The sequence below is a fragment of the Candidatus Obscuribacterales bacterium genome (genome assembly GCA_019744775.1).
Lineage (GTDB): Bacteria > Cyanobacteriota > Vampirovibrionia > Obscuribacterales > Obscuribacteraceae > SBAT01.
Map to the genome: position 1 here is coordinate 621,456 of JAIETZ010000002.1, position 11,860 is coordinate 633,315.

Below are 11,860 nucleotides of genomic sequence, written 5' to 3' on the forward strand. Positions count from 1 at the left end.
CAAAAGACAAATATACGTTCACAACATACTTGTTTTTTATATATAGACTCAACTAAGAAGCGTGTCACAAGGGGCTATTTTTCGGCACCCGTGGCGTTTCCGCATCTAGCGCAGCTAGCGCACAAAACGTGAGCACTACTTAAGACTTGTCCAATATTGAGAAAAGTGGTGGCGAAGCTCTGAAATTCTTGCGTCCACCGCAAACGGCTCGCTGTCTTCGGTGACAGGAAGGAGCAAACTGGTTTGCGTATTGATTAGCACCTCACCGGCATTGACACCTTCCGGTCGAGGTGAATTCAGAACATTCATTGTTGCAAGTACTGAATTCGCTAGCGCCTTGGTGTTGTAGCCACCTTCTAAGAAGCAGACTACCTTTGCGTCAGCATCCTTTGAAAGTTCACAGACCCTCTGAGTCATCAATGCAAATCCGGAAGTGGAAACATTCTGCATTGCCAGAGGATCAGATCGGTGAGCATCGTATCCTGCCGATACCATAATTAACCGTGGCTTATATTGCCGACATATCGGTGTAACAATTTCGTCCCAAGCTTTGAGGTAGCCTCTATCGCCAGTTCCTGCTGGAAGAGGAACATTGATGTTGTAGCCTTTGCCTTCACCCTTGCCGTCATCTTTGTACCAGCCGGAGTTTGGCGGCCAAAACGGAAATTGATGCATAGAAAGGAAGCAAATACTTGGATCGTCATAAAACAAATCTTGCGTGCCATTGCCGTGATGAACGTCCCAGTCAATAACCATCACACGCTCAATGCCAAGTTTCTTTTGCGCGTATCGAGCAGCCACTGCCAAATTATTGAACAAACAAAACCCCATTGCCCTGCCTGCAAGCGCGTGGTGACCAGGTGGACGCACAGCGACAAAAGCACTGTCGTAATCGCCGGCAATGCTGTCGACACCAACAAGACCGGCACCAGCAGCCAATTTGGCAATATCGTAAGTCTCCGGGCTCATCCACGTGTCAGCATCAATCGGAATAAGCTTATCGCCTTGTTTAGCTTGCGCTTCGTAGTCGAGTAATCCTTCGATGTAACTATCTTTGTGAACACGAACCAGCTCATCTTCTGTCGCCGGACGCGGGCGGAAGTGATCGAGCGTTTCATCCATCTTATTGACGCGAAGCGCTTCGTCAATTGCCGCCAAACGCTGCGGCGACTCCGGATGCATCTGCGGCGTCAGATGATCTTGGAATTTGTCATCGCGAACTACAGCAAGTCTCGACATTGCATCCTCCTCCTGCATTGTATCTCCTTGTCATTTCGAATTGCGTTCCGTCATTCTTCGGTTTGCTCAGAATGACAAAATACCTACTACCATCACTCGTAGCTTATCACGAAGGAAAAAGCGAAGAAGTGCATTCTTCGCTTTTTCCCAGCTATTTCTCCGCCGGCGGTGAGCGGAAGATGCGGTTTAGAGTTGCAAGCGTGTCTTTTCCTGGTGTTGTCCGTCGCTCGCGAGCTGCGTCTTCTTCTTTCTTCTCCGCGTGGAGAATAAATGGAACAGCTACGACGAGCAACCCAGTAAATAAGGCCGCTAGCATTGCCATACCTTCGCGCCCTTCAAACTTCAGGTCGTGAAATACCACGCCAAAAACTGTACCGGCAATCAAGAAAAAGAAACTCTTTCGAGCACTACCTTGCGTTAATACCGCAAACGCCAATAAACCGCCGGCAATGAATCCTGCCACCAAAAAATTGTTATTTATTTCCATGCTGTGATTCTCCTCGCTCGGCCGGCGAGCAGCCTATCTATCTCGCTATGACTGGTTCCTTTTCTTCCGATGGTTGCTCCTGAGCCGTTTCAATCGGCTGTCTATGGAAAACAACTCGGTAATAAGGTTGTTCGGACTCTCCGTCGCGTCGACTGCGCTTGCTAATAGTCTTAATGCTGCGCAAGTCATAACCTTTTTCCAGGTGTTCGTTTAGTTCACGCTCGAGATCTTCTTGCCAGATGTTTTTGCGTACAACGTTCTTATTTTTCATTCTCATGACTCTAACTCCGTGAACAAAACCCAACCTCAACAATCCACTGCGAGCAGATCTCGAAAAACCTGCTCGCACGGATGGTAATTTCAGAACGTATCAGCTTTAGCGCTTGAAGAAGGGACGCCCGACAGAGCGAACGAGCGACTTCAACGCGTTGAGCGGAGCTGTCAGAAATTTGTTGAAGTATTTGGGTCCTGTTACGGATTTGACATTCTCGCCTTCACGGATGCCGGGGACGTAAATGCCTCCGCCTTCCTGAACGCAATACTGCTTTCCGTCAACAGTAACTGTGCAGCAATTGCCACTCCATTTTCCTTTGACGTCTTCGCGAGTTGTCCAGCACACACGCTGCGGAGGCTGTCCGGGGCTGCCGCCGACCCATGTACATTGCTGACGTGTCACTTGAACCGTGCACTCCTCGCCAGGCTTGCGATCGGTATTAGCCGAGCAACACACAGGCAAAGCAAGAATGACTTTCTCGAAAGAAGTCACTGGCTCGCCATCAACTGTCAGAGTGGAGTTCTTCGTGGGTTTGGTTACCACAGTAAGCGATTTGACAACGAAGCCTTTATCGCCAGGCAGAAGGCCAGGAATGTAGATACTGCCGCCTTTTTGAACGCAGTATTGTCTCCCGTCAACTTGAACCTGGCAGCATTTTCCGTCAGTGCTTGGTGTTCCTTTCACATCTTCATGTGTTTTAAAACACTGCCTGATGGGACCAGAAGGTGGCACATAGATGATGCGACAGATTTCTCTATCAACACCAACTGTGCAGGTTCCTTCATCGGCCGTCATCGTGATTTTCTCGGAGACTTCAGTGACGTTCTTGCACTTGTCGCACTGGGAACCGCATTGAGTCTTCGAGCAATCACAATCACCAATTGCCTTATTCAAGCACTGGCTTTCGATTGATTGAGTTGCGGCAGCCGGCGCTACCGGAGCAGCATCCTTGCAACAAGCAAAGCTCGGCGCACAACTCATTACGGTGAAGACAAATGCCATCACCCATCGAACAAAAGTACTGTATTTCATAAGAGTATCCTCCTCTTACATCACGCTTTCGCGCTGTGAAAAAACTCGACCTCACTAGCGCTGAGTCCTGCGCCGGGGTCCTGTCAAAATCTTTTTGGTAACATCAACATTTGTCATTTCGACCGGAGGCGCGCGGAAGCGCGCCGAAGTGGAGAAATCTTCCACTACTCAACGCCGTTCGTGTCGTAAGACTCGTGACCTCGTTGACGTGCGGCAGAGAATCCGACGGCACATTTAGTGCCGTCTCCCCCCTCCACGCGCTGCGCTTTCAGCGCGCAGCTTGGTCGAAATGACAAAGTGAACTACGACTGCGTTTCAGCGGACTGCGCCTCGGTAGCGGATTCGCTGGAAGCTTGTGTCACCACAGCCTTCGGTTTGCGATTCCGCGGGCGGCGCCTGCGCTTTTTCTTCGTTTCCGAAGTTGCGGGCGCATCGGCAGACGCGGTTGCTTCAGGAGCTGGAGTCGCGGTTTGCACAGTCGGCGAGATGGCAGCTGCACCACCTTTCCGTCCACGCTTGCGTCTGCGCTTCTTGCCGGGCTTGGCTTCGGCGGACTTCTCCGTCTCCACTTTCGCTTTCGGCTTCGGTGCAGGCACGGCGGTCGCTTTGAGGACGCCGAGTTCAACACCCAGCTTTTCCAGCTGCGCAGTTTTTGCCGAATCGCCCTTCGCAGCTTCCAGTTGAGCAAGGAAGTTGGCTTCCACTTGCTTGCCCAATTCAACTGCGTCCGACAACTTCTTCGGCAATGCCGTCAGCGTCACACCAATATCGCTCAAGACGATATCGCGGACTAATTGATAGCGCTGCACGCGCTTTTTGCTGCGGCTGTCGAAACCGAACAACACCACTTCGGAGCCGGCGATGTTGACCAACTTGTGCAGATCGCGGTTGTCTCGCACATACTGCAGAATGCCACGTTCGCGAAGCACGCGATTGTAGGCAACGAGCGCAAGACGCACTTGCTCACCGGTTTCCACAAGTCCAGCAAGACTTGCTTCAAAGATGACCGTGCCGTCGGCGCGGGTGATTACACCTTTGCCCGACTTCACGTCATACCGCGGCTTTGCTTCGCCGTCCTTCAACAACACTCTGCCGAATTGCAGCATGCTGTTGAGTCTTTCGCGAAGAGCCAAACGAGCGAGATCGTGATCGCCATATTTTCCAATTTTCAACACTTGATTATTTTTCATGAGCACTTCCCCTATCAAAACATTGGTGTAAAACTCGAACACGGGCGCATGCAATGCGCCCCTACAGAACCAACGGCATACAATGCGTCCTTGGAACGCCTTCAGTCCGAGTAAGCGAGACTTCGCTTTACCGAAGAATGCGCAACACAGGCATCTTCAGTCGACTTTCTTTTGACCAAACCAAGCTGCTCCCCTACTCGCACAAGCGGTTGTGAAACCTGCTTTCGATCGGCAAGCCTGTTCGTTACGTTGAGATAAAGCTGTTCAATCGCTTCGCCTTGTGCAGCCAGAAGCCACAACCGACGATGCAACCTGTAACGCTTATCGATTTCTTTGTTGGAGAGTCTTCGTCCACCGCTTGTTGCTTCAAAAACAAACACTCGACGGATGCCGTCAAACGACCACCAAAAACTCACTCTTTTACTTTCATCCGGCTCTTGTGACGGCTTGGGATATTGCCCAACCCTCAACCAGATTGCCGCTTCAGCCAGGCGAAGTTGCCGGCCTATTTCGATCCATTTGGCGATAGGCTTTCTCGAGCCACCAACTTCAGCCTCATTCTCATCGAGTATGAAGCCCTTGCCATTCTCAACTTTCCACTTAAACCGACGCTCATTGCGCTTACCGGTTAATTGCCGAGAGAGAAACCAGGTAGTGTGATCTAAAGCCCTAATCGCACTATCCAAATCACCTGCGGTATTGCTCATAAACAGGTCCTCCATTCACCACGCCAGCATGCGTTTCACGCGACGAAAACGTCGGCGATCCAGACACGGTATTGCGGTGAAAAACTTATGTAACGGGGTGAAACCAGGTCATGCCAAACAACCCGACGCTCAGCAGCACTGCTTGCAGTGCTTTACGAAATAACCAAATTTGGTATCAGCTGGACGCTTCGGGGTCTGAGGTACTGGTTCCTAAAAAAGATAATTGAAACTTACATCACACCCTAGATGATGCCAATAGCTAGAAGCAACTGTTTATTTGAGGCAATTAACCACCAATTGATATCTATACTGGAGAATTGTTGGAATCGTAATCACAATGCTCCCAACAACAGCTAGCGAAGCTGGCAAAGCGAGAGCGACAAGGGCGCATGCAATGCGCCCCTACAATCGAGTGCTACACTTACATTACTTCGAGTTAAATTAACCAGGAATCACAATCATGTCCGCAACCACAAACATGCTGGAAGAAGTCTTCGGCACAGCCAAACCGGTAATTGGTGTCATTCACCTTTTGCCCTTGCCCGGATCACCCAATTGGGATGGGCAAATGGAGCCGATGCTATTGCGGGCAGAACAAGAAGCTGCATCTCTGGCATCCGGCGGCGCACACGGAATCATCATCGAAAACTTCTTCGATGCACCTTTTGCAAAAAACCATGTTGATACGGCAACTGCTTGCGCGATGACCCTGGCTGCTAAACGCGTCATGTCCGTCTGTCAATTACCGATTGGCATAAACGTCTTGCGCAATGATGGAATGACAGCACTTGCAGTGGCTGCAACAGTAGGCGCCAAATTTATCCGTGTTAACGTCTTCACCGGCGCAATGCTTACTGATCAAGGACTTATCGAAGGACAAGCGCACGAGCTTCTCAACTACAGACGCCATCTCGCCTCAAAGACCATCAAAATATTTGCAGACGTCATGGTCAAACACGCAAGTCCCGTAACACCATTGGCCAACATCGGACAAATGGCAGCTGAAGCCGCCTATCGCGGACATGCCGATGCACTTATCGTAAGCGGCGTTGCAACCGGATCTGCTCCGGCTATCACCAGCGTCACCTCAGTACGCGAAGCCGTCGCCGACAAACCACTCTTAATCGGCAGTGGAGCAAACAGAGAAAATGCAGCAACTTTACTCGCCTCAGCAGACGGCGTGATTGTCGGTTCATCACTCAAACGCCAAGGCAAAATCGAAAACCCAATCGACGTTGAGCGCGTCCGCTCATTCGTCAACGCAACAAACCGCCAACCCGCCCAACAATCCTAGTTGACCCTACGTTACTGGCGCTTTGTACTGGTGCTTTGTACTGGTGCTTTGTAGGGGCGCATTGCATGCGCCCGTTCCGATGGCTCACGGTGACAACTATTTGTCTTTCTCCAACTGCCCAACAATTTTCTCAAAGTCGGCATCAGCCTGATACATCCACATCTTCGCTTTGTCAGCCCAAATGACCAAGTCCGCAATCGCTTTGGCCACATTGGGATTTTCCTGCCGCAACCGCGCAGCCACCCAAGCTGGTATTTCCACACTTTCCATTTCGTGATCATCTGCCATCGCCGGATCCCGCTTAAATTAATGACCTCAGTATACGCGATATGTTGATGTCTCTGCTTAAAAAAACCAAGAATCAACCTTGCAATTCTGGATCATGATTCCAGAATTGCAAGGTTGAATGCGGCTTTCATAAAAAAACTCGCCGATTAGCCATGGTGTCTCCAACAAATGTCACTCAACGCCCCTTATGTTTCATGAACTGCAGAAAGGCTCACGGGATAAGGTTTTGATGGTCTTACATGCAATAGTAGAATAATTTCAAGAGTAAGGACGCCGGAAAGTGGCATCCTTACTGGGTTTGCACTAAACGGACACAGATGAGTCAGTCACAACCGAAACATCACTTAGCACCGTTTTAACGAGACCGGCAAGCTCAACACGAATCGTGTGGCCTGTTGTCATCTTTTGATCATCAATAACAACATCAACTTCACCGACAGAAAGTGCTCCATAACAGAGTTGAAACTTTCCGGCGTCACCGCGCTCGATCCGAATGAGGAGGTCGCGCCTGTATGTAAGTTGCTCTTGTGTGAGAAAGTAAAGCCAGTCCTTACCTGTTGAGCTTTGGACAATTCGAATCACGTCTGTCAATATTTCCTTTATGTTCATTCGCTTGCTCCTTATACATAGGGAATAGAAATGGGCAACACACAAGCTGCACCAGTAGCGGTTTATCACTACTGGTGCAACATAATGCGCATTAGCTGCCATGGTTTGGATGCAATCACACATCCGTGCCATCAGGTAGCGGTAAAGTTATATGTTGGGTTGCTTCCAACTTTAGGCGGAATGCTTCAGGCGGGTTGAACTTGCAGGGATCAAGAAACTCCAACACCTTATCTCCTGAGTCTGTCGACAACACTTTGGCTTGAGACTTTACGATTATGAGAAACGGTATGCCAACATAAAACTTGTTGGGTGTAATGAATACCGGCGTTGCAGTCACCGTTGCGCTGCGCAGGGCATCCCGCAAAGTTTGTATCACCGGAAGCCCATCTTTGCTGACTATGAAATCATAAACGTCATTGAGACCATCGACGGACTCTGTTTCAAACACTTCCATTTTGAAACGGTTGGTACGTTTAAGTTGCTCATAGTCTGATTTAATTACCCGCTGAGTATCCTCGTTCAGAGATTCCGGACATCTTAGTTTCAGCAAGCGAACGAGTTTTCGCTTGGTCATATTAGCTATCTTTTTCATAACTATATTCTCCAATTGGTGTGTGAATGACGTTGTACACGCTGACTGAGAACAAACAACCCGCAAGTTGTCTGTTCTCAATAGCTTGATGCAAACTTGCGTGTGTGTGTGTGTGTAGTTTGTCCAAATAATTATCTTCGTTCAAGACTACTCGTACGTAGCGTGCGATTCGAATTGGCCGTTTTGATCGAATTTGAAATCGACACCAACTAGAGTTACGACGAAAGAGCCATCAGCCTCGGTTCTGACTGCGTACACTTGGTCTTCAATATAGTGATCCTTGTAAGACACCTCATGCTTTCCGAATTCCTGTAGCAATGCAATAAATTTATCCTTGTGTGACATGTTTCTATTCTCCCGAGTAAGTAAAACCAACGATAGAAGAGCATGGACAAGACTTGACTCCTGCCCATGCCTTCAGTCAACCGACTATTCGTCGTCGTCATCCGCACCAATTGCGCGGTCGAGCTGAATGTCGGTTACATCAAGTCCAGCCCTGAGCATGACGACTTCCACTAGGTCCTGCACCGTTTTGTCATAGACGGACTTCGCCGCCTTAAGCCTAGCGTTTAGCTTTTCCCTATGCGGTCTGAGCGCAGCGCCTAGCTGACTGTCGATTGCATAGGCGGCCTTCTGACGCTTATCCGAGAGATCACGTTCTGGCTTATACAAAGCCTTCTGAGTCTCCCAGTCAGCGTCAGACATCGAAGGCACTAGGCGCTTTTCAATGTTGTATTCAGCAATTTCTACCGGTCCAACCATTGCGCCTAAATCCTGCTCTTTGGCTTCATCGTAGCGAACAGCTTCGCCATTTAAGCCGTCAAAAAGCGGTGCCGGCAATCGGTTTTCAATCGACTGCATAAGCTCCTGTATTTGAGCGCTCAAAGATTTGGTCACCGAGTGAATTTTGTCTTCGAGAGGCTTTACAGCCTGGTGATGTCGCTCAAGCGGAGTCTGCACTTCATCCAATACCTGCTTAGCCGCTCTAAATTCTGCCCAGAGTTTCTGCCTCTTCTCTTCGGCTTCACTTTCAATTGGTGCGGCAGCGTGATCGTATTCTTGCTGAGCAGCAGCAGCTTCAGCAACGACTGTTTCAAATGCCTGCTTAAGTGCAGATTTTTCTTCTGCTGTCAGTTCAAACAGTACGATGTCGCTAACGTTATTTTCCATGGTTAAGGCCTCATGAGATTTGGGAACACAATCGAAAGTAAAGTCCTACTGAGTGCGCATGTAAGTGATCAGCTCGGTCTCGTAGACACCAGGCATTTGTTTTACTTCGCGCATTATCCTTCGCCGCGAGCGTCCATCGCTGACAACAACTTTGAGGCGCGCAACGCGCTTCTCATCGCTCAAGTCCACGCTCTGCACTTTTGGAAGCTTGCCGATAGAGCTTGCGATGTCCTTTCGTTTTTCGACAGCAAGCCCGTCATCAAAAAGTACAATGAATGATCGGCGGTCGTCATTTTGTTTTTTATTCATAGTTTTGTTCTCCAGTTGGTGTGTGAATCAAATTGCACGCGCCACTGAGGACAAACAACCCGCAGGCTGGCTGTCCTCAATAGCAAGGTGCTTAGTACTTGTGCTTCTCCCAGATACCGAGAAGTGTAGTCAACTTGAATAGCAACTCATTCTGTGTGTTCAAGTCCTCGGGCTCGCTCTCGATATTAGCTCGAAGTTCTTTCAGCAATTGCTCGAACTCCCCTGGCTTGGCAGCGGCAAGCGCTGGATATTGATCCCTCGATTGCTCAATATCATCAAGGCTACGTAACTTCCTGGCACGGTCCAGTTTCTCAATATGGTCCATTTGCGCTTTCCTCCGGTTGAGACGTGTGGGACAAGGTGCTTTCCTAATTGTTGCGCTCTCTCTCCTGCTTGGTTCAATCGTTTGCTTTTCTTGGCATTCGAATTTGTCATAGATAGTCTCCTTGGTAATGAACTCAGCTCAACAGTAGACGGCACTTCCTCGGTCTGCGCCGAAAGGGAAATGCTTGTGGTGGTATCTAGGTTTGCTTTCGCCTAATTAAAAATCTGATTGAACTGAGGAATGTGTTACTTCAACTTACGAAGTTCTATTTAGTAATAGAAAGATATTTAGTGGGGTATTTCCCATGCGCGAAGTTAGCGGAGTCTCTAATGTTTCTCTTCTTCAGATCAGCCGCTCCCGATTTGCTTCAACCATTGCACTAATTTTCTTCATAGTTTGAGTTCTAATTGGAAGATTCTCCACAAAGTCGGTGAAACCATCCGCAACGGTAGTAATTCGTTCTATTACTTCCGTTGCTGCTTCCTTAGTAACACCAGTCTTGCTTGCAAGTTCTAGTAAATGTCGGCGGGATGGATTTCTGGATTCGCCGCAAATATCCATCTGATGCTCCCCACGCGGTCCCTCACTGAATGTCAGATCGTAGACTGGTGAAACCCTCCATCTACCATCCTTATCCATCAAGAAAGAGAAGTTTTTCGAGTGGTCGTCGCGATTGTTAAACACCACATTGAATACACATCGCTCAAAAGCCTCCAAGACCTCGCGTGTATCATGTGTCATCAACTGAGTTAATCGCAAAAGAGAAACATAGTCCAGTTGTGGGATACGGAAATTCACATGTGCTGCTCCGGCGGCTGTGTGCATTGGTATACGCATGCCATTTAAGCGGTCGAAACGTTCGATGCCAAATGCCGAAAGCTCCTTATTAAGATCAAAATACTCGGTAACAGGTATTCGAATTCCACAAGTGTCCGCAATCCGACTATACATTGCTTCCATCGCACAGACTTCTTTGTGCTCGTACCGTGCGGGAAATTTCACCATAACAGGAATCCCGGCACCGCTTGCTGAATTGGACATGCGATTATTTTCGCGGTCGAAATTTACCAAGACCTTTGGACGAGCACCATGCGGCGAACCGCCCATCATTGCAAGTTGACGCAACAGCAATTCGCTTTCACCTTCCAGTACATGGCGGACATCTTCTGCAAGATCCAATAGTTGCACATCCTTTTTTGTTAATGTCTCAGTTTCGGACGGTTCAAAACCTAGCGCACCCATCGCTCTGTCCCCAATAAATGCAAGACGATCTAATGGCGAGATATTAGCCGGGTTTCTACCTTCCTTACGAAACAGGCGATCCATCAACAGCATTCCCCAGCCATCCGGCAAGGCGTCACTTACAAGTCCAGGCAAGCGAAGCTGATGTTCCGGAAAATCACCATAAGTATTCGCGCTAAGCGGCAATTTGTATGGAGAAAGCTCAAGTCCACGCTTTATCGCCTCAGCAGTATATTCAAAAAGCAGGCTTTTGCCATCGTCAGCCAGCACACCTAATTGAAATCGCTCTCCCCAGCCCAAGTAAATTACATTCAGCTTCTTCATTCGGATTGTCTCCGTGACGCTCGCCGGCGCTGTCGGCTGGCTTTCTCCATGTCTTTGATGGATTTTGTCCTTAGCTCAAACACGCCTGCCATAGAGTCAATAACCCCGAGCGCCATCGCGACACGCAATAGCACCTCAAAGGAAACTCGCCCAGAATGCTCCAGTTCGACTAACGTCCTGGTAGATATGCCGGCACGAGCCGCCACCTCACTTTGCTGAAGGTTCTGCGACAATCTCTGAGCCCGGAGCCTACTGCCGATCTCGCAAGCAATCTCATCTACGGTAGCTAATCTAAAATGCAACATATTGCCTATTATATCCATTTTAGGTCTATAATACGCATTTTCTTGCGTATTAATTGCGTAGACCAATTCACAACGCCGACTGAGTACTATTGGCTATAGCACTTTTGCGAGCAAAAAAAAGGAAAGCCCGGAAGCTGGGCTTTCCTTTCGAAAGTCTCGACATAAATTACTCCTCTAAATTACTCGTACGCTGATTGCGATACTTGTTCAAATCCTTTTTGGATTTTTTTCGAGCGCGTTTCTTCTGCGCGTCCACAGTACCGCCATGAGCTCCGCCGCCCTGAAAGGCTGGGTCATAGCCTTGCGCAATGCGTTCATCACGATCGGCTTCTTTCTCCAGCTTGCGCAGCTTATTTTTTGAAATGACGAGCTTTTTGGACTTCTTTTCGCCCTTGGTCTCGTGCATTTTCTGTTTAGGCATTATTTTTACCTCCTGGATACATTATGAGCCAAACCAATTTTTTGGGATATAC

At 48.8% G+C, this 11,860-nt stretch carries 17 protein-coding genes; 1 reads left to right on the forward strand and 16 read right to left on the reverse strand.

Annotated elements, in window-relative coordinates:
* Positions 1–135: 135 nt before the first annotated feature.
* The 6 genes from K2Y22_06300 to K2Y22_06325 all read right to left on the reverse strand — a co-directional run bounded on the left by K2Y22_06300 (position 136) and on the right by K2Y22_06325 (position 4,929).
* Positions 136–1,239: a histone deacetylase gene (locus tag K2Y22_06300; protein MBX9878054.1), complete on the reverse strand. Its 1,104-nt coding sequence runs from the start codon at positions 1,237–1,239 to the stop codon at positions 136–138.
* 151 nt (positions 1,240–1,390) lie between these two features.
* Complete coding sequence (locus K2Y22_06305; protein ID MBX9878055.1) at positions 1,391–1,726, reverse strand: hypothetical protein; 336 nt, start codon at positions 1,724–1,726, stop codon at positions 1,391–1,393.
* A 37-nt stretch (positions 1,727–1,763) separates the two neighbouring features.
* On the reverse strand, positions 1,764–1,997 hold the full coding sequence (locus K2Y22_06310; protein ID MBX9878056.1) for a hypothetical protein: 234 nt from the start codon (positions 1,995–1,997) through the stop codon (positions 1,764–1,766).
* A 105-nt stretch (positions 1,998–2,102) separates the two neighbouring features.
* On the reverse strand, positions 2,103–3,032 hold the full coding sequence (locus K2Y22_06315; GenBank protein ID MBX9878057.1) for a hypothetical protein: 930 nt from the start codon (positions 3,030–3,032) through the stop codon (positions 2,103–2,105).
* A 302-nt stretch (positions 3,033–3,334) separates the two neighbouring features.
* On the reverse strand, positions 3,335–4,222 hold the full coding sequence (locus K2Y22_06320; protein ID MBX9878058.1) for a hypothetical protein: 888 nt from the start codon (positions 4,220–4,222) through the stop codon (positions 3,335–3,337).
* Between the two features lie 101 nt (positions 4,223–4,323).
* Positions 4,324–4,929 (reverse strand): hypothetical protein, encoded by a 606-nt coding sequence (locus tag K2Y22_06325; GenBank protein ID MBX9878059.1) that lies wholly within the window; start codon positions 4,927–4,929, stop codon positions 4,324–4,326.
* A gap of 460 nt (positions 4,930–5,389) precedes the next feature.
* On the opposite strand from K2Y22_06325, the gene K2Y22_06330 reads away from it, so the two are divergent.
* Positions 5,390–6,223 carry a BtpA/SgcQ family protein gene (locus K2Y22_06330; protein ID MBX9878060.1) on the forward strand — a complete coding sequence of 278 codons (834 nt, stop codon included), beginning with the start codon at positions 5,390–5,392 and terminating at the stop codon, positions 6,221–6,223.
* A gap of 96 nt (positions 6,224–6,319) precedes the next feature.
* On the opposite strand, the gene K2Y22_06335 is transcribed toward K2Y22_06330, so the two are convergent.
* From K2Y22_06335 to K2Y22_06380, 10 genes are all read right to left on the reverse strand, one after another.
* Entirely contained in the window at positions 6,320–6,511 is a 192-nt protein-coding gene (locus tag K2Y22_06335) for a hypothetical protein (protein ID MBX9878061.1), read from the reverse strand.
* A 303-nt stretch (positions 6,512–6,814) separates the two neighbouring features.
* Positions 6,815–7,120: a hypothetical protein gene (locus K2Y22_06340; protein ID MBX9878062.1), complete on the reverse strand. Its 306-nt coding sequence runs from the start codon at positions 7,118–7,120 to the stop codon at positions 6,815–6,817.
* Positions 7,121–7,235: 115 nt separating this feature from the next.
* Positions 7,236–7,712, reverse strand: a complete 477-nt coding sequence (locus K2Y22_06345; protein ID MBX9878063.1) for a hypothetical protein — start codon at positions 7,710–7,712, stop codon at positions 7,236–7,238.
* A gap of 147 nt (positions 7,713–7,859) precedes the next feature.
* Entirely contained in the window at positions 7,860–8,057 is a 198-nt protein-coding gene (locus tag K2Y22_06350; GenBank protein ID MBX9878064.1) for a hypothetical protein, read from the reverse strand.
* Between the two features lie 84 nt (positions 8,058–8,141).
* Entirely contained in the window at positions 8,142–8,882 is a 741-nt protein-coding gene (locus K2Y22_06355) for a hypothetical protein (GenBank protein ID MBX9878065.1), read from the reverse strand.
* Positions 8,883–8,927: 45 nt separating this feature from the next.
* Positions 8,928–9,191, reverse strand: coding sequence for a hypothetical protein (locus K2Y22_06360; GenBank protein ID MBX9878066.1), 264 nt, complete (start codon positions 9,189–9,191; stop codon positions 8,928–8,930).
* Positions 9,192–9,282: 91 nt separating this feature from the next.
* Positions 9,283–9,516, reverse strand: coding sequence for a hypothetical protein (locus K2Y22_06365; protein MBX9878067.1), 234 nt, complete (start codon positions 9,514–9,516; stop codon positions 9,283–9,285).
* 342 nt (positions 9,517–9,858) lie between these two features.
* Positions 9,859–11,082 carry a type II toxin-antitoxin system HipA family toxin gene (locus K2Y22_06370; protein MBX9878068.1) on the reverse strand — a complete coding sequence of 408 codons (1,224 nt, stop codon included), beginning with the start codon at positions 11,080–11,082 and terminating at the stop codon, positions 9,859–9,861.
* Positions 11,079–11,315, reverse strand: a complete 237-nt coding sequence (locus tag K2Y22_06375; GenBank protein ID MBX9878069.1) for a helix-turn-helix domain-containing protein — start codon at positions 11,313–11,315, stop codon at positions 11,079–11,081. Before K2Y22_06375 ends, K2Y22_06370 begins: the two co-directional genes overlap by 4 nt.
* Before the next feature lie 238 nt (positions 11,316–11,553).
* Complete coding sequence (locus tag K2Y22_06380) at positions 11,554–11,808, reverse strand: hypothetical protein (protein MBX9878070.1); 255 nt, start codon at positions 11,806–11,808, stop codon at positions 11,554–11,556.
* Positions 11,809–11,860 lie beyond the last annotated feature (52 nt).